This window comes from Nitrospirota bacterium (assembly GCA_016214845.1).
Lineage (GTDB): Bacteria > Nitrospirota > Thermodesulfovibrionia > UBA6902 > UBA6902 > SURF-23.
The window spans coordinates 150,656-169,491 of record JACRMS010000032.1 but is presented as its reverse complement, the minus strand read 5'-3'; the positions used below and the strand labels follow the sequence as shown (position 1 = coordinate 169,491).

The 18,836-nt window shown below is 47.6% G+C and carries 14 protein-coding genes; 8 read left to right on the top strand and 6 right to left on the bottom strand.

Annotated features, from left to right (window positions below):
• The first annotated feature begins 116 nt into the window (after positions 1 to 116).
• From mqnE to HZB61_11670, 4 genes are all read left to right on the top strand, one after another.
• Complete coding sequence (gene mqnE / locus HZB61_11685; GenBank protein ID MBI5057263.1) at positions 117 to 1,268, top strand: aminofutalosine synthase MqnE; 1,152 nt, start codon at positions 117 to 119, stop codon at positions 1,266 to 1,268.
• Between the two features lie 5 nt (positions 1,269 to 1,273).
• On the top strand, positions 1,274 to 2,374 hold the full coding sequence (gene mqnC / locus HZB61_11680; GenBank protein MBI5057262.1) for a dehypoxanthine futalosine cyclase: 1,101 nt from the start codon (positions 1,274 to 1,276) through the stop codon (positions 2,372 to 2,374).
• A gap of 439 nt (positions 2,375 to 2,813) precedes the next feature.
• Entirely contained in the window at positions 2,814 to 3,434 is a 621-nt protein-coding gene (locus HZB61_11675; GenBank protein ID MBI5057261.1) for a DUF47 domain-containing protein, read from the top strand.
• Entirely contained in the window at positions 3,427 to 4,419 is a 993-nt protein-coding gene (locus HZB61_11670) for an inorganic phosphate transporter (protein MBI5057260.1), read from the top strand. Before HZB61_11675 ends, HZB61_11670 begins: the two co-directional genes overlap by 8 nt.
• 1 nt (position 4,420) lies before the next feature.
• On the opposite strand, the gene HZB61_11665 is transcribed toward HZB61_11670, so the two are convergent.
• From HZB61_11665 to HZB61_11655, 3 genes are all read right to left on the bottom strand, one after another.
• Positions 4,421 to 5,065, bottom strand: a complete 645-nt coding sequence (locus HZB61_11665; protein ID MBI5057259.1) for a YdbL family protein — start codon at positions 5,063 to 5,065, stop codon at positions 4,421 to 4,423.
• Between the two features lie 61 nt (positions 5,066 to 5,126).
• Positions 5,127 to 8,318: a hypothetical protein gene (locus tag HZB61_11660; GenBank protein MBI5057258.1), complete on the bottom strand. Its 3,192-nt coding sequence runs from the start codon at positions 8,316 to 8,318 to the stop codon at positions 5,127 to 5,129.
• Between the two features lie 30 nt (positions 8,319 to 8,348).
• The gene (locus HZB61_11655) at positions 8,349 to 8,957 is read right to left on the bottom strand and encodes a threonylcarbamoyl-AMP synthase (protein MBI5057257.1); all 609 of its coding nucleotides are present in this window, start codon (positions 8,955 to 8,957) and stop codon (positions 8,349 to 8,351) included.
• A 139-nt stretch (positions 8,958 to 9,096) separates the two neighbouring features.
• Here HZB61_11655 and HZB61_11650 point away from each other — a divergent pair, with 139 nt between their 5' ends.
• Positions 9,097 to 9,492 carry a DUF3568 family protein gene (locus tag HZB61_11650; GenBank protein MBI5057256.1) on the top strand — a complete coding sequence of 132 codons (396 nt, stop codon included), beginning with the start codon at positions 9,097 to 9,099 and terminating at the stop codon, positions 9,490 to 9,492.
• Here HZB61_11650 and HZB61_11645 read toward each other — a convergent pair whose 3' ends face one another.
• The gene (locus tag HZB61_11645; GenBank protein MBI5057255.1) at positions 9,493 to 10,881 is read right to left on the bottom strand and encodes a serine protease; all 1,389 of its coding nucleotides are present in this window, start codon (positions 10,879 to 10,881) and stop codon (positions 9,493 to 9,495) included. It abuts the gene before it with no gap.
• Between the two features lie 62 nt (positions 10,882 to 10,943).
• Between HZB61_11645 and msrA the strand changes: the two genes are divergently transcribed.
• Together msrA and HZB61_11635 are read left to right on the top strand one after the other, a co-directional pair.
• Positions 10,944 to 12,035 (top strand): peptide-methionine (S)-S-oxide reductase MsrA, encoded by a 1,092-nt coding sequence (gene msrA / locus HZB61_11640; protein ID MBI5057254.1) that lies wholly within the window; start codon positions 10,944 to 10,946, stop codon positions 12,033 to 12,035.
• A 118-nt stretch (positions 12,036 to 12,153) separates the two neighbouring features.
• A complete protein-coding gene (locus HZB61_11635; protein MBI5057253.1) occupies positions 12,154 to 13,668 on the top strand; it encodes a radical SAM protein in 1,515 nt (504 codons plus the stop codon).
• Between the two features lie 153 nt (positions 13,669 to 13,821).
• Here HZB61_11635 and HZB61_11630 read toward each other — a convergent pair whose 3' ends face one another.
• Complete coding sequence (locus HZB61_11630) at positions 13,822 to 14,268, bottom strand: hypothetical protein (GenBank protein ID MBI5057252.1); 447 nt, start codon at positions 14,266 to 14,268, stop codon at positions 13,822 to 13,824.
• Positions 14,269 to 14,340: 72 nt separating this feature from the next.
• Entirely contained in the window at positions 14,341 to 15,873 is a 1,533-nt protein-coding gene (locus HZB61_11625; GenBank protein MBI5057251.1) for a radical SAM protein, read from the bottom strand.
• A gap of 262 nt (positions 15,874 to 16,135) precedes the next feature.
• On the opposite strand from HZB61_11625, the gene alaS reads away from it, so the two are divergent.
• The gene (gene alaS, locus HZB61_11620; GenBank protein ID MBI5057250.1) at positions 16,136 to 18,766 is read left to right on the top strand and encodes an alanine--tRNA ligase; all 2,631 of its coding nucleotides are present in this window, start codon (positions 16,136 to 16,138) and stop codon (positions 18,764 to 18,766) included.
• The last annotated feature ends 70 nt before the right edge of the window (positions 18,767 to 18,836 follow it).

Sequence of the window (18,836 nt, the reverse complement as noted above, 5' to 3'; positions counted from 1 at the left end):
CGAACAAACGGGAATGACTACTATGGGCGCTTCACCGGAACTTTTTATTCGACTATGCCTAATCTCTCTTTTTAGGTTATAATTTCCTGACTACTTAAACTTCAATACAGCGAAATATGTCCTTAAAGAAAATTGAAAATAAGGTCCTGTCTGAAAAACGCCTGACCACCGAAGACGCGCTTGTGCTCTTTGAGAGCGAGGACATCTTCACCATCGGCAGGCTTGCGAATATTATTGCCGAAAGAAAGAACGGGAAGAACGCCTACTTCATCCAGAACCATCACATTAATCCGACAAACATCTGCGTGAACCGCTGTAAATTCTGCGCCTTCAGCCGCTCCAGGGGAGAAAAAGGCGCGTATGAGCTTAGCATTAAAGAGATCATCAACAAGCTTAGCGCAAAGGGCAAAGGGCATATAGCAAAAGAAACTAACCCTTCGCCCCATGCCCCATGCCCTATGCCGCAGTCTTTCAGCGAAGTCCACATTGTCGGCGGATTACATCCTGACTGGCAATTTGATTTCTACGTGGAGATGCTTAAGGAGATCAAGAAGGCGCTCCCGCACATTCACATAAAAGCCTTCACCGCGGTTGAGATAGACTATTTCTCAAAGATAAGCGGGCTGCCGCTCCCTGAAACTCTTCGTGAGCTGAAGAACGCGGGCCTTGATTCCATGCCGGGCGGCGGAGCGGAGATATTTGATTCTCGTGTGAGAAATAAAATTTGTCCTGAAAAGGTCTCCGGCAAAAAATGGCTTGAGGTAATGGAAGCAGCTCATAATGCCGGGATCAAAACAAACGCCACTATGCTGTACGGCCATCTTGAATCACTTAAGCACAGGGTTAAACACATGCTGAAACTCCGGGAGCTTCAGGACAGGACAGGCGGCTTCCAGGCGTTCATTCCCCTTGCGTTTCATCCCATGAATACAAAATTAAGTCAGAAGTCGGAACCTTCAAATCTCAAACCTTGCGGATATACTTCAGGCATTGATGATCTGAAGACCATCGCGATCTCAAGACTCTTCCTCGATAATTTCCAGCACATAAAAGCCTACTGGATAATGCTTGGTGAGAAGATCGCACAGCTTGCGCTCAAGTTCGGGGCTGATGACATGGACGGCACGATAATAGAGGAAAAGATCACACACTCCGCAGGCGCGCTTTCAGGGAATGCTTTGACTAAAGCCCAGTTAACAAATCTGATTGAAAAGGCAGGAAAGGTCCCTGTGGAGAGGGATTCATTTTACAAACCTGTAAGATATTAATAAAAATGAACAGGATAACCAAAAAACAGGCATTGACCCTTCTCAAATCCGCTGACCTTCTCGGGCTCGGTCAGATGGCTGACGGTTCGAGAAAGAAGCTGCATTCTGACGGAATAGTCACGTTTATCATTGACCGCAATATCAATTACACGAATGTGTGCATCAACAAATGCAAGTTCTGCGCATTTTACAGGGACAAGGATGACCCCGATGCTTATGTCTTGGGCAGGAGAAAGCTTTTCAGCAAGATAAAGGAAACCATTTCACTCGGCGGCACGCAGATACTTATTCAGGGCGGGCTCCATCCAGAGCTTGATATAAATTATTACGTTGACCTTTTGAAGACCATCAAGGATAAATTCCCGATCCACATCCACGGTTTCTCACCTCCGGAGGTTTGCTACATGGCGGACAAGGCGGAACTTTCCATAAAAAAGACTTTGCAAATTTTAAATGAAGCCGGACTTGACTCGATCCCCGGCGGAGGGGCAGAGATCCTCTCTGACAGGATACGGGAAAAGATCAGCCCAAAGAAGATCGGCAAGGACAGGTGGCTTGAGGTGATGGAACAGGCGCACCGCATCGGGATGAAGACTACTGCTACAATGATGTTCGGCAGTGTTGAAGGGCCGGAAGACATAATAGAACACCTTGATGCAATACGAAGATTGCAGGACAGGACAAATGGTTTCACGGCTTTTATCCCGTGGAGCTTTCAGCCGGGCAACACTGAATTAGGGATTAGGGATCAGGGATTAGGGATTGGTAAGAAAAGAAAAACCAACCCCCAACCCCCAACCCCCAACCCCTTTCACGCTGCTACTGCAATTGACTATCTCCGGGTGCTGGCGCTTTCACGCGTCTATCTTGACAATGTACCTAACATTCAGGCGTCGTGGGTGACGCAGGGATTGAAGATGGCGCAGGTGGCTTTGAGATTCGGAGCGAATGATTTCGGCTCAACAATGATTGAAGAAAATGTTGTCGCGTCAGCCGGAGTGAAGTACAGGGTCTCGGTCCAGGATATTATCAATTCAATAAAGACAGCAGGGTTTCAGCCGGCACAGAGGGACATGTACTACAATATTATCAAGAAGAATCTGTAATTAACTCCCTATCTGCTCCGCTGCACCCATTACATCAAATAAACTAATAACTATCATTTATTGAATCCGGGAACATAAATTTTATTCAAAGAAAACTTATTGAATATGATTTAAATCATATTGCGGGACCTTTTTTTGTTTTAAAACGTTACTAACTTAAATGAAATAAGTCCTCTGTAGAGTGATGCTACAGAGTTTCCCTTCAGTCCCCTTCATCACCCAAGAAGGGGAGGAACAGCAACGCTGTCAACCTCCCCTTCACCCCTCATTTTGCAATAGAGAGTTTTGAAGTTATTAAATAAATTTGTAATGCCTTTTGTTTGTGGACAGTTAACTTTTCAGGCGGCGGATGGCAGCACTTTATGCGTGCATCGCGGTTGACATTAGTACGATATTTTAGTATTCTTTTACCACATATTCAGGTATCAAACACGCAATGATGAAAAAGTTCTTTCCTAAAGAAATTGATTTCTTCGATATGTTCGAAAAAGCGGCTCTTAATGTAAACAGAGGCGCTGTATCGCTTGTCGACATGATGGGGAATTTCGATTTTGCGGCTGAAAAGGCAAAAGAGATACATGAAGCAGAGCAGGAAGGCGACATGCTCACTCATGAGGTCATGAGAAAACTCAACAAGACCTTCATTACCCCGCTGGACAGGGAAGACATTCACTCCCTCATAAGCTGTCTGGATGATGTGCTTGATCTAATATGGGCTTCCGCGGACAGGGCGGTCTTATTCAAGTTGAACAACCCTTTGCCGGAGGCGGTCGAGCTTGCAAAGACCCTGCATGAAACTACCGAGATAATCACAAAGGCCATCAGCTGCCTGAAAGGCAAAAAATATACTTATATCCAGGAATACTGCATCGAAATCAACAGGCTCGAAAACAGGGGAGACAGGATCTTCAGAGAGGGGCTTGTAAAATTATTTGATAACATAAAAGATCCCATCACAGTCATCAAATGGAAAGAGGTCTATGAGCACCTTGAAGACGCCAGCGACACTTGCGAAGACGTAGCAAATATTCTTGAAAGCATAGTCCTTAAACATGCATGACACTTATTTCCTCCTTGTATGCGTAATAGTCCTTGCCACAATCTTTGATTTTATAAACGGTTTTCACGACACTGCAAACGCCATCGCCACTTCAGTATCAACAAGAGTTTTGTCTCCAAGAGTGGCTGTTTCCATGGCGGCGGTATTGAATTTATTCGGTGCACTGACAGGCACCGCAGTTGCCAAGACGGTCGGGGCAGGACTTGTGGAGGCGGCATATATCACACAGGCCACTGTTGTCGCCGCACTTCTGGCCGCAATACTGTGGGACTTAATAACATGGTATTTCGGACTTCCCACATCTTCAAGCCATGCCCTGCTTGCGAGTATACTCGGGGCGGCAGTCGCAACGGCGGGGACAGATGTTATCATGGAGAAAGGCGTATACAAGGTTTTAATAGGGTTGATTGTTTCACCCCTCGTTGGTTTTGGCCTCGGCTTTCTTTTGATGCTGTTCCTCATGTGGCTTTTCGGCAGGTCCCCGATTGCATTTGTAAACACATTCTTCAACAGGCTCCAAATAGTGTCGGCAGCCTACATGGCCTTCAGTCACGGCAATAACGACGCCCAAAAAACAATGGGCATAATAACCATGGCCCTTGTGAGCTATTATAAACTTCAGGTCTTCGAGGTGCCGTTATGGGCAATGCTTCTGTGCGCTACTGCAATGGCGCTCGGCACTGCAATAGGCGGCTGGAGGATAATAAAAACACTTGGAGTGCGTCTTGTCCACCTTCAGCCCATTCACGGTTTTGCCGCTGAGGCGTCCGCAGGCACAATAATAGAGATAGCATCAAGAATAGGCCTGCCGCTTTCAACGACCCACATAATTTCATCCACCATAATGGGAGTCGGGGCTACGAAAAGGGCCTCGGCAGTCAGGTGGGGTGTAGCAAGAAGTATAGTAATGGCATGGATACTCACACTTCCGATGTGCGCGATCATGGCGTGGCTGATTTATAAGGCCATGATATTAGTCCTTTAGACTATTTCTGTTTCCAGTTCCCGCCGCTGTCCTGGACCCACCAGCCTTGTCTTGCGTTCTTGATCCAGCTTCCGGCAAAAATCTTTTTTATGGAAGGAATTCTGTCCGGCTGAAAGTTGTTCGCCTTTGCGATCTCCGAATAGAGGGCCTCCCTGTCTTTGTTTTCCGCCTCAACGAGCCTTGAGAGGTTTGCCTTGTCCTTTAAGTTCAGCCCCTCGGCGCTGCGCACGGCCAGAAGGCCGTCATTGGTAAGGCCCGCGTTTCCGCTGTCCATGAACGGCTTGATCGAGTCAGCCCTTTTCTGTATGGAGTCTTTCAAGGCCCTGATGGCAGGGGTTGTCACATTGATGTCCGCTTCCTGGGCATATGCCTGTTTTGCGCCGAGCAGTGAGAACGTAAATCTCACCGGGCTATCAATCATGCTCTGGGGTTCGCCCTGTTTCTTCTGATCTTCCTTATTTATTGGTCCTTCCTTTTTTTGTTCGTCCTGCTTTGGCTTTTCCCCTTGTTCGCCCCAGACATCTTCAACGATCTTGTCAGCCGCTTTTTCAACCGCAGCCGCCGGGAAATATATGTTTATGGTCACGCAAGAAGTTATAAAAAATATCAGCGAATACAAAAATGATTTCTTTACCCTTTTTTTCATTGCTGCCTCCTGATGAAAGTTTATGACACAATTATAAAACATTTTCAGGTCCACCGCTATCTCATTCTTTCCCCGCCTGTTTCAGCCTCTCAAGCCTGCTGACCATTTCCTGGAACGAGATGTTCTGTGTATAATTGATGACATCCACCTTCGGCGGGAGAAGCCCGCCCTTCACAAGAAAGCTCTTGTCACCTTCGTTTTCGATGCCGGTAAGCAGGAGGTTATCGTTTTTTAAATATGCCCTGAACCCGAGTTTTTCGTACCTGTATTCCTTGAATAATTGATATATCCCTTTGTCCAGGATCGAGGTGGAGGAACCTGACCCGAGGATAGAGATCTTTTTCAGAGCGTTCACGCTAATTCTCTGGTCAACGCCTTTCTTCTTATAGCTCTCTACCATTGCCTTAAAATGTTCGGCCTGCCCGTTTGAAATAACAAGGTCGCTGACGCTTCCGCGGACCACCCCGGAGATATGTCCGAAATCAAATGTATTTGTCAGCCTGCCGAGGTCAATGTCCTCAAATTCTATATCTGATTTAATCGAAGCGGCGGGACCGAAGACATTATCAACGGAGAGATTGCCGATCCTCATTTTACCGCCGAAGAGTTCAAGGCTGATCCCGCCCTCGGTGCGGAGATTGTCCTGAACGAGGGTAACTCGCGGGATAGCACCTGAAAGCCTTCCGCTGAATTCGGGCAGTCCAAAAGCGGCGCTCGCCTTATCAAGGTCAATATCTTTTATGTCGATCGACAGGCGCAGCTGCTTTTCAGGTGCAAAGATGCCGCCGTAAATAATGTCCTTCAGCACAATGTCTCCTCCCATGACCGGGATGACAATGTCCTTTTTAAAGACAACGTTATTGTCCCAGACAGAGGGGAAGGCCTCAATGTTTTTTAATTTCAGCATCGACCATGAAAAGTCGTTGATACGTATCGAGCCGAAACGTATTTCTTTTAGAGAATGAAGAGGCTTCGGATAAGACAGATTTAGAGGAAGAAAAATGTTTATCCCCTTCACGGCGTTGTCGGGACTTTTAACCGCGATATCCATATCCGCAACCTGAATATAGCCGCTTGCAGTAAAGTGGTCCGGCGCGCCCTGTATATTCAGCCTCGCTGAACTTTCACCGGTTACTTCAAGTTGAGACAGGAGCGGGAGCTGGTCCTGAAAGGTTTCACGGATGAAGAAATTGTGGACCTCTTTATTTGAAAGCCCCGCAATCTGAACGTCCGTGTTGAATAACGGAGACTTCGTAATATTTGAAATCATGCCGGACAGAAGTATGTTCCCTATGCCGGTCAGACCCATTTTAGATTCAGTGATGTGGATAGAATCGTCAGCCTTCGTATATTTTCCCGAAGCAGAAAGGCCCAGCGCTTTGTCCCTGAAGCTGCCATAAAACTTGCCGTATAAAAGTTCGAAGTTTCCAGCTTCAGAATCAAGCCTGAAATTTGCCTGCTTAATGGGGAATGTGAATTCAAATGCATTTGAGATCTTCATTTCCAATCCCTCGCAGACAAGGGTCTCATCGGAAGACGAAAACCCGGCATGAGTGAGATTTAAACTGGCTGTGCCCGATATGCCCGGCGCTGCATTTTCAGGGATGGTCACCTTAAACGCGGCTTGCAAAGAGCCGCTCCCTTTTACGCGGAGGCCTTTCTTTTTGAGAAGGTCATTAAAATATTTTTTTGATAATTGCTCAATATCAATGCTGTCATAGTTCAGCGCCGCGTCAACAATATCAGGTTTTCCTTTTACAAAATTAAGATCAGCGGTCACCCGTTTAAAAAACCCGGTTTCAATCAGCAGGTCTTTGACCTTGAACTGATGATTGGCGAGGTCCCCTTCGATGGAGCCGTCAACTGAAATTCCCTTCTCCTCATATTCTTTGCCATTGTAATAAATCGCCCTGTCAGCGCGTACCTGAACATTTTTTGCCGTAAGCATCGAGTTCATGTATGTAAAAGAAGGGATGAAAAATTTTATGTTTTGCAATCTTCCAATATATTTTTTGTCAGGCCGGCTGCGATAAGCGGATTCCGCGGCACTCATAGATGCGCCTTTTACTGCAAGAGATCCCTTTTCATATTCAAAAGGGCATCTCATTGCAAATGATTGGAGCCTTATATTCTTCCAGGCAAGTTTCTCACCATGTGCTGAGATCTCGCCTTTGACTTTCGGAGATTTAAGGTTGCCGGAGATGACGACACCCGCATCCACGGAACCGTCCGTGTCTATTTCGAAGAGCTTCGCAACTGCGGGGCCGGAGATGATGCTCTTTATCCCGTTGAGGCTGATGTTCTTAGATCCAGCAATAATATCGATGTCAGGGTTGTCGGCAGAGATGTGTTTTACTGTCCCCTGAAGGCTTAATAAATTTAACTGCGAAAGGCTTGCCGTCATTGACGATATTTCAATATTATCTTTTTCAGAACTGTAAGCGCCAAGAGATACAAATTCGAGAGGCCTGTCTTTTAAATTGATGTTCAGTTCCTTAGAATGGAACAGGAAATTTTCAATAAACGCCGATGTCTTGTACTTAATTTTCTCCCCTCCGTCATAATTGTCTCTTTCCATGTCAACTGTGATCCTGCCGGAACCTTTCAACTCTTTGTCTTTGAAAAACGGCAGAGGGTGTTTAGAGGAAAGACTTTGCAGGTCTATTGGCGAGACCTCTATCCGCGCCTTGTTGAAGCTGAATTTTTCAGTGTCGATATCCGCTGTTAAAGATATCTTCGAATCCAGTTCGTCGACAAAAGCGCTGCCGGACAAAAACGATATTTTCTCATCTGCTGTTTTGTTCAGCGAAATTGTTATTGCGCTGATATGAAACGCCCCATCCTTTTCTACTTGAATCATCACATCGGCATCACTGACGGACATCCTGTTGAAGGTGAACGGCAGTGATACTTTGCCTTTCCCCTCTTTTTTATACGCGACTGAGATCCTGGGCTTTACAAGAACGATATCGTCAATGTTTTTTCTGAGGATGCCCCTTAGACTTGCGCTGATCTCCGAGTGCGGCAGGATGAGGCGGAAACCCTCCTTCTTTTTCTCTTCTATCAGAAGGCCGTTAATCACCATTCGGTGCCCTTCCACGAAAGACAGATCGCCTATCTCCACGCGCAGGCTTGTATGGCTATTGATAAAGCTCGTAGCAGTTTTTATAAATGCGGGGCTCTTTATGAAGGCAATGAGAGAGATCGAGAGAATGACAATTACTAAAAGTATGATGAGGAGTATTTTTTTCATACATGAATTGATTTTTAACCCGAGTTGGTATCAATCATTTAAAGCTATGCGCCCCTCTCTTAAAACCACTGGAGGCTCAAGAGTAACGTCGACAATCGTGGAAGGCCTTCCGCCCGGCGCTTTCCCCCCGTCAATAATCAAATCTATTTTATCACCGAAATATTTCATGATCGCACCCGGATCTTCCGCGGGCCGCTCCCCGGATGGATTTGCGCTGGTGGAGGTGACAGGCAGCTTCAACGCCCTTGTCAGATGAAGGGCAACGCTTTCGCCCGGTATTCTCACTGCGACCTTTCCGCTTCCCCCGGTCAGCAAAAAAGGGACGTTGCCCTTTGCCTTAAATATCATGGTCAGCGGCCCGGGCCAGCATTTCTTTATCAAATTTCCAGCGTTGGCCGGGATATTTTCCACGACAGATTTGAGCGTGTCCATATCGCCAACGATTACCGGCAGCGGTTTGCCTACAGGTCTTTTTTTCAGCTCAAACAATTTTTTGATAGCAGATTCATCCGCGGCCAGGACCCCGAGCGCGTAAAAGCTTTCGGTAGGATACGCGATAATGCCGCCGCTCTTAAGAACGTCTAAAGCCCTTTTAAAAATGTCCCGGGATTTTTTTTCCGTAAAAGGCAAAATCAGCATGGGTTCATTTTACCATAACGGGTTTCAGGCAATACCCGGTTAATTCAGGTCCGCAAAGATTACATATTGCAATCAACGAAAGCTTTCGTGTAAATTTATGCAGTGTTATATTTAATATTCTAAACTCACGGGAGGAAGAATGAAAAAGATCAGGAATTTATTATTTGCAGTGTGCGTTTTGTTTTTCGTTTACGGGTGTGAATTAGCGCTTGTAGGCGTCGGCGCCGGGGCAGGAGTTTTGGCATACAAGTATGTAGACGGCCTTTTGATAAAAGAATACCCGGTTGAATACACAAAGGCGTGGGACGCGGCCAACACCGAGTTGAGCAACCTCAAGATCAGCATATCGGACAGCTCAAACGAAGGAAGAAACGGAAAGATAAACGCCGTCAGGAGCGACGGGGCAAAGGTTGTAATCGCATTAAGAGACATGGGACAGAAAGTGACGTCTATCGGCATAAGGGTCGGTACGTTAGGGGACCGTGTTGAGGCTGATAAATTGCATACCGCTATTGCTTCTGCGCTTGGGATCTGATCAGCTTTTGTTGATCAGGCTGAATAATTTATTTGCCAAGTCATTGTTAAGGGACTTCAGCGTTTTATATCTTTCAAGGGCAGCGCCTTTATCGTTCAATAATAAGTACACAATCCCGAGATTGTAATGGGCCTCAGCGTAATCAGGTTTGAATTTTAAGACCTTTTGAAAGGCAGCAGCAGCATCTTTGTAGCCGCCTGATTTTTCATAGGCAATGCCGAGGTTGTAATATGCGTCAGCAAAATCGGGTTTCAGGCTGACGGCCTTTCTGCCTGCCTCGATTCCTTCCCTGTACATGCCGAGTTTGCTGTATGCGACGCCAAGATTGTAATATGCGTCGGCAAAATCAGGCTCAAGCCTTACAGCCTGCTTTAAAACTTCCACTGCCTCTTTGTACATGCCGAGCTTTCCATATGTGACACCAAGGCTGCAATGCGCGTCAGTAAAATCAGCCTTTGATCTTATCGCCTCTTTGAAATCCCGAGCGGCCTCTTTATACTTTCCCAGCTTTTCATTTGCCGCGCCGCGGTAATAGTATGCCTCGGCAAAATTGCGCTTAAGCCGTATCGCCTCTTTGAACACACCTGCCGCCTCCTTGTCCGCGCCTGCCTCCGAGAGGTAATAACCAAGATAGAACCAGTACTCCGCAGAATTCCGGTAATTTTTTATTATGCTGCTTATCGGGGTGGTCTTTCCCCCGGCCCGCAGCTTGTCTCTCAACAGGTCAGAGGGCATCGCAAGAATAATGTTCTCGCTCCTCCTGATCAGAAATGTCGTGATGCCGACAACTTCACCGTTGCTGTTAAATAAAGGGCTGCCGCTGCTTCCGTGCGAGACAGGGGCGGTGATCTCAACAACCTCTCTTCCCGGGGAAATTGTTCTCATCTTTCTGAATGACCCTTCAGAGATCACGTTGCCGGAATCTTCCGAGCTGCTAATGATATAGATCTTCGCGCCTGGATCTATCTTCCCGGCATCTCCGAGTTTCACGGCCGGTAAATTTTTTCCTTTTACCTTGAGTATCACAAAGTCATTATCTTTGTCGGCGTAGGTCACGCCCTCAACATCCAGCGCCCTGCTGCCGGCCTTTACCTTTACATCCTTTGCAATGCCTATCACATGGTAGTTTGTAATTATCAGGCCGTCCGCGCTTGCGATAAATCCCGTCCCCTCGGTAAGCTGCTGGCCTTTGTTGTTATACGCCGTAACAACCACAATGGACTTCTGGTTTTCCCTGAATACCCTGTCGGCGTCAGAAGCGGAACTGACAGATGGGAGTAACAATAAAGCAAGCAGGAATATTATCTTTTTCATCCAGAGATTATAACAGTATGCAGGCAGAATACAGAAGACAGGTGACAGAAGACAGAAGACAGAAAAATCCGTCATACTTGCCCCGAATTCAGAAGCTGCTTCACAATTTCTTCAAGGATGGGGTGTAAAATGAAGATATGAAAAAAGCTCTCATTGTTTTTTCACTTATAATATTAACAGGAGTGATAACTATGGCTATCATCGGGAATAAAGAAAAGGAAGGCGCGCAGACCCCTTCCGCAGGACTTGAAAGGGCCACCTTTGCAGGAGGGTGTTTCTGGTGCATGCAGCCGCCTTACGATAAACTCAACGGGGTCGTCTCCACAAGGGTCGGTTACACCGGAGGACATACGAAGGCCCCCACTTATGAAGAGGTCAGCTCAGGCACGACCGGACATGCCGAGGCAGTAGAGATCCTGTATAATCCGGCCCTGACAGGCTATGAGGAACTGCTTGACATCTTCTGGCAGAGCATAGACCCGACTACACTCAACCGGCAGTTTGCCGACAGCGGGACGCAATACAGGACTGCGATCTTTTACCATAATGAAGAACAGAGGCGTCTCGCGCTTGCCTCAAAAGAAGCGCTGGGAAAATCGGGAAAATTCTCAAAACCCATTGTAACCGAAATTGTTCCCGCCTCAGAATTTTACCCGGCTGAAGACTACCACCAAAAATACTACGTAAAAAATTCAACAAGCTACAATCTCTACAAGACCGGATCGGGCAGGGAGGCATTTATTCAAAAGTTATGGGGTGACAGTGCCAAGCCCGCAGGAACAAAGAGATTCACGAAGCCGCCTAAGGAAGAGCTGAAGAAAAAGCTGACCCCGCTTCAATATAATGTCACGCAGGAAGGAGGCACTGAACGGGCCTTCGATAATGAGTACTGGGACAATCATCACGAAGGAATATATGTTGATGTTGTCAGCGGCGAGCCGCTCTTCAGCTCCGCTGACAAGTTCGATTCAGGCACAGGCTGGCCGAGCTTTACAAGGCCTCTTGAGCCCCGCAATGTTGTTGAGCGCGAGGACAGGGGCTTCTTCATGCGGAGGACAGAAGTGAAGAGCAGCCACGGCGATTCACACCTGGGGCATGTCTTTGACGACGGGCCGAAACCGACCGGACTTCGCTATTGCCTGAATTCCGCAGCGCTCCGCTTTATCCCCAAAGAAGATTTGGACAAGGAAGGCTACGGGGAATACAAGAAGCTGTTTGAGAAAAAGTAGCTTTATTGTCCGTATCAAAATTAAAACCGGTTTGCATATGTCCAAAGTGTTGTGGTAATCTTTTTTTCAAGTACGAAAAAATAAATCCAGGCACAATACCACGTCGAGCAATTTAACTGTGACAAATAAACCGTCTCTTTATCTGATCAATCCTGCTTCGACATTTCCCACTTATTATAGTGTTGAGGCGCTGATGGCAGGCGGTTACAGCCCCGCTGCGCTTGTGGCAGACCTTGCCGTGGTCACGATCGCTGGAATGGCGCCTTCTGATTTTAATGTGACCCTCGTTGACGAAAATATTTCTCCCGTGGATTTTGATATATCCGCTGACTTCGTGGGGATAACAGGAAAGGTCAATCAGTGGGGGCGTATGGCGGCAATCGCGAAGGAATTCAGGAGGCGCGGAAAGATCGTCATCATTGGGGGGCCATTTGCTTCTCTTTCTCCTGAAGTGGTCCGGCCGCATTGCGACATTCTTGTGAAAGGTGAAACAGAGGAAGTGTCTGTCACGCTGTTTGCCGATCTGCGGTCCGGCAACTGGAAGAAAGAATACACCGGGCAAAGGTCCAAGTTCTCTTCCCCTGTTATGCCCAGATGGGACCTCTATCCAAATGACCGGGCCCTGCTTGGAATAGTCCAGACGTCGCGCGGATGTCCATTTCAGTGCGAGTTCTGCGATACCATTCAGTATGTCGGCCGTACACAGAGGCACAAACCCATTCAGCAAATCTTAAGCGAGCTTGATGACCTTTATAAATATGGATACCGCATGGTCTTCTTTGCGGATGATAACTTCACTGCCAACCGGCAACATGCAAAGGAACTGCTGAGGGAATTGCGCAACTGGAATTTGCGGCAGAAGGATGGGTCGGTGAGTTTCGTAACACAGGTTTCGATTGATTCCGCAGCGGACGAAGAATTACTGCGCATGTGCGCTGAAGCAGGTATGATCTATGTCTTCATCGGCATTGAAACACCGAACGAGGACAGCCTCAGGCAATCCGGCAAGAACCAGAATCTCAGGAACAACCTGACAGTACAGATTGAGCGCTTCTTAAACAGCGGGATAGGGGTCATGGCAGGCATGATTGTCGGATTTGACTCGGACGATCCGGATATATTTGCCAGGCAATATGAATTTGCCCAATCAGTCCCGATTCCTATATTTAGTCTTGGCGCTCTTGTTGCGCCTGCGGGGACACCGCTGTATGAAAGGCTGGCTGCTGACGGCAGGATACTTCCGGGAGAGGCTGGCATTGCGACTATGGCGCCCTGGGACACAAATATTATTCCTCATGGGATGAAACGTGAGCAACTGCTCAGCGGGATCAATGAACTCTGCGCAAGGCTCTATGAGCCGGGCGCGTTCACAGAGAGGTTGATGCGCTTCATTGAAAAAGCCGCGGTCCCCAATTCGACAAAAGAATCCGGGATGCTCGTTCAACTCAGGGGGCGTTCAGTGGAGATAGACACCATGAGACTTATGTCTGATCTCAAACGCATGGGCCCGGAAGAGGCCGCAATGTGGAGTAAGGTGAGGGCCGCGCTTTCCAGAAAACCCAAGCTTGCGCTTGTGGTGCTTAATATGCTCTTGCAGTACATGCAGATTCGATATATGTACAATTCGAAATGAAAGCCTGCTCCAGAAGAGCAAATAGTATTCATGCTTTTAACTTTACGCCCTCCGCTCTTTGCTCTCTGCTTTTTAAAGGTGTCGTATAGAAGATTCTTCCGCAGCCTTTCATTTCAGTAACCATTGAACAGAGTTCACCATGAATGATGTGGACTAATCGTCCCTGTCATCATCATAATGTCTCCTCCATTCCCTGCGCCTGTTATCGTGTCTGTAAGGTGAATAATAACGCGGCGGCGCATAGTAGTCCGGGGGCATGGATACAAGCATACGGGGCACTCGTCCCGGGACTAAATACACCCACGGTCCGTTGTATCCTCTCGCCCTGTACCAGCGTCCGGCATAGGGGCGGTACCAGTTGCCGCGGTAAAAGTAGATGTCCTCCTCGACATTCGGGGAGTAATATACTTCCGTTCCCGGTATCACTACTACAGCAGGCGGCGCGGGCGGCATGAACATTGGCGGAGGCGCGGGGATTACAAATGGCGGAGGATAGAATCCGATGTTAACATTTACTCCTGCGTTGCTTACGGCAGGGGCTGCGCTGAATCCAAGAGAGACGATCCCGGCAAATAGTGCAACAAGTCCTGTTCTTTTCATGTGTCCTCCTTTTTGCTTTTAAGATTTTATTTATGTTCTTTGACTAAAGAATAAATAAAACATTTGAAGAAATTATGAACGATGGTTCATCGCGAAAAAAGGGGCGTGATTGGAGGTAAATACCGGAGGGTCGTTTTTCAGTATTTCTGAAACCGCTTTGTTCTTTTTGAACTCGTTATCAAGGAACCGCCTCACGTTCTTTCTGTCCCAGCCATTTGGATGTGAAAAGTCCGTGTAGAGGGAAAGGTCACCTTCGTAAAAACTGCCGGTCTCAAATTTTCCCGCTTCAGGCCCGCAGACTGGCATATTGAACACCGCGAGGTTCAGAAAACTTATCTCGTCCTTATGACCGACGACAAACTCAAGTGTCTTTCGCGCCTCATCCAATGTCTCTGCCGGGGTGCCGAAGAGGAGATAGACGTAAGCGGCGATCCCCGCCCGTCTCAGCGTCTTTAAAGCGAGGGAGGCCGTCTCAATATTAATTCCCTTCTGCATCCGGTCAAGCACTCGCTGGTCGCCTGATTCGAGTCCGAGCTTGAGCATCACGCAACCGGATTTTTTTAAAGCCATGCAAAAATCAATGTTCGTCAAAAGTTCACTGATCCGCGCGAAGCCGTACCATGGAACATTTAACGGATTACCTGCGAGTCTTTTTAAAAGTTTCTCGCTCACGGAATTATCCAGCAGGTGGACCATGACAGGGTTTGTCTTCGCAATCAGCGCATTGAGTTCATTCGTCACTCTTTCAACCGGCAAAGGAATGTACGGATTGTCCTCCGCCCTTTCAGGACAGAAGGAACATTTGTTCCAGTAGCATCCGCTTGAGGCGCTGTACGGTAAAATAAAACCCGGAGACAGGTAATCGTTTAAAGGCAGGGAACCATAATCCGGCGTGAAATTTTCTTCCTGAACATTATTGATACCCAAAATTGAAAGCAACTGATTTTCCCCCGGCCCGGCAACGAGGTGGTCCACCAATCCTCTGAACGGATTTTCCCAATTCGGATTTCTCCTCCATGAGGTCACAAGCCCTCCACCGAGGATGATGGTAATGCCGGGAAATTCTTTTCTTAAAAAACCAGCCATCGCAAAAGTGCAGAGCGCCTGGCTTAGATAATTCAGGGAAAAGCCGACTACTGTGGAACTTCTTTTCTGGACAAGCTCCAGAAGTCGTTCTTTGAAATACGGATAAAATGGATTTTGCTCAGGGCGCTCAGCAGCTCTGATGAGGTCATTGCTTCTTAGGGGAGAAAGTTCCTGATGATGAAGGTCCGCAAGACTGAGAGTGAAACCGTTATCAACGGACATCTCAATAGCGCGGTTCAAATCAATCACAGCGCGTTTGTAACGGTCGATGGAATGATAGATCCGCCAATCTTTCATTGAGGCATGATTCTTATCAAGATTGCGCAGTGCGCGCGCCGTCCATTTGTCATGCGAATTAAAAGTCTGCGATTGCGAGCGTTCGATCACGTAAAGTAGGGTTTCAAGATTAGCATCAAGAACTTCATGCTTAACGTTATTCAGCTTTAGCGCGCCTGAAAGCTTTGCCAGTCCGGCAGGAGGTTCACAGGGTTTTGCAACCGGGGGGTGGATGAGTATCATGGGTTTTCGCTGACCTTTAAAATTTCCCTTAAACCTGAGGGGAAGAAGCGCCTCGAAATCTATACATTAATTGATATAATACAGTATCATATAACGAAGTTTCTTAACGACAGAATTTATTTTATCCATAAACTCTGTTTGTCTGTCATTCCAGCAGTCCTTAAGCCGGAATCCAGTCTTGATTTTTCTGGATGCCCGATTAAGAACTTCGGGCATGACGGATTAGTGTTATGAAGCTTTACAAATAACGGCATCAATAATTATGGAAAGCAAAAAGATAAGACAACTGTTTTTGGATTTCTTCAAGGAAAAGGGGCACGAGATAGTTTCGAGTTCTCCTCTTTTGCCGAAGGATGATCCGACACTGCTTTTTACCAACGCGGGAATGGTGCAGTTCAAGTCCGTATTCCTTGGTGAAGAGAGCAGGCCGTACAAGAGGGCGGTGACTGTGCAGAAATGTCTCCGCGCAGGCGGCAAGCACAATGACCTTGAGAATGTCGGAAGGACCGCGCGGCATCATACGTTCTTTGAGATGCTTGGAAATTTTTCCTTCGGTGATTATTTCAAGAAAGAGGCGGCAGCGTGGGCGTGGGAATTATTGACTGAGAGGTTCAAGCTGCCTGCGGACAAACTCTACATTACCGTCTATGAAAAAGACGATGAAGCTGCTGAGATCTGGAAGGACCATGTGGGCATTCCGGCAAAGATGATCTACAGGCTTGGCGAAAAGGACAACTTCTGGCAGATGGGGGACACCGGGCCGTGCGGGCCGTGCTCTGAGATATTGATCGACCAGGGGCCTGAGATGGGCTGCGGTAAATCCACCTGCACGGTCGGATGCGACTGCGACAGGTATCTTGAGATATGGAACCTGGTCTTCATGCAGTACAACAGGGATTCATCCGGGAAATTGACCCCGCTGCCCAGGCCGAGCATTGATACCGGGATGGGCCTGGAAAGGTTATCGGCAGTGCTTCAGGGCAAGCACAATAATTTTGACAGTGACCTCTTTATGCCTATTATTAAAACCGTTGAAAAAATTTCCGGGAAAAAGTACGGCATCGACCCTGTGACCAATGTTTCAATGCGGGTGATCGCGGACCATATCCGGTCAGCGGCCTTTGTTATTTCAGAAGGCCTGTTCCCCTCAAACGAAGGCAGGGGATATGTGCTGAGGAGGATAATCAGGAGGGCGGCGAGGCACGGCTTTATGCTTGGCATTCAGGAACCGTTCCTCTGCAATTTACTGGATACGGTCTTTGAGACCATGTCAGGGCCTTATCCTGAAATCCTTGAGAACACCGAGCGGAGCAAAAAGATCCTGAAGCTGGAAGAGGAGAGGTTTGCGCACACACTTTCTTCCGGCATGGATATATTGAACAAGCTGATGGGTGACCTCAAGTCATCCGGCAAAGACACGATACCCGGCGCGGAGCTTTTTAAGTTATACGACACATTCGGATTCCCCATAGACCTCGCTCAGGACATCGCTGAGGACAACAAACTCAGAATAGACCTGAAGGCTTTTAATGATGAAATGGAGGTCCAGAAGACGCGCGCGCGCGCTTCATGGGTCGGAGAAGAAGAAGTAACGGGCGTCTACCGCGAGATCAAAAAACAGTCGGGCCCTACACAATTCCTCGGTTACGAGACATTGAGGTCAGACAGCGTTGTCACCGCTATCATAAAAAACGGCGCGCTTTCGGATGAGGCGCGTGAAGGTGAAGAGGCTGAGATCATCCTGGACAAGACCCCGTTCTACGGGGAATCGGGAGGGCAGGTCGGTGATAAGGGAATTATAAAAGCAGACGGACTGAAGATTGACGTGCTGGACACAAAAAAATTCAGTGATATACTTATTCATAATACGGTAGTAAGAAAGGGAATTATCAGAAAGGGAATGACGGTCTCAGCGGCAGTTGATGCAGACAGAAGAAGGGCCATCATGCGCAACCACACCGCAACGCATCTCCTTCAATCCGCACTCAGGGCAGTCCTCGGAGACCATATCAAACAGGCCGGCTCGCTCGTTGCGCCGGACAGGCTCAGGTTCGACTTCACCCATTTTTACGCGATGGAAGAAAGAGAGCGCGAAGAGGTGGAGGAGATCATAAATGAAAAGATACTCGAAAATCTGACAGTCGAAAAATCAACTACAACCCTCGATGACGCTATCTCAAAAGGCGTCACCGCGCTCTTCGGCGAAAAATACGGCGAGACCGTGAGGGTCATTAAGGCTGGGGATTTTTCCGCGGAGCTTTGCGGAGGCACTCACTGTGACTCTACGGGAGAGATAGGCCCCTTCAAGATAATCTCCGAGGGAAGCGTTGCGGCGGGAATCCGCAGGATAGAGGCTGTGACGGGTTTGCAGTCAATTGAGTTTTACAAGATCAGAGAAAAAGAATTAAGAAAGGCCGCTGCCCTGCTCAAAGTCCCTGAACAGAAGGTCTCGGAAAGAGTGGAGAAGATCATCAGTGACTTAAAACAGAATGAAAAGGAGCTTGATAAATTCAAGCAGAAATCAGTCAAGGGCAAAGTAGAAGGTATTCTTGAAAGAGCAGTTTCAATAGACAATATAAAGGTGCTCTCTCACAGGATCGACGGGTTTGATATGAAAGGTTTACGCGACCTCGCCGATGGTTTAAAGAACAAGATCGGTTCAGGCATAATCCTGCTTGCCTCCGCGCTTGACGGGCAGGCTTTTTACGTTTCAGCGGTCACGAAGGACCTGACCCCGCGTTTTAACGCAGGTGAAATTTTAAAAGCAGTCACCGGCGGAAAGGGCGGCGGCAGGGCCGACATGGCGCAGGGCGGAACAAAAGACGTAGAGGCAATTGATAAGGCAGTTGGAGCGGTGGTTGAGATAATTAAGAAAACGGTAGTTAGTAGATAGTAGTTAGTAGCTATGGGGAAGATGCCCCTTTCTACTTACTACTGACTACTATCTACCAATAAAAAGGAGG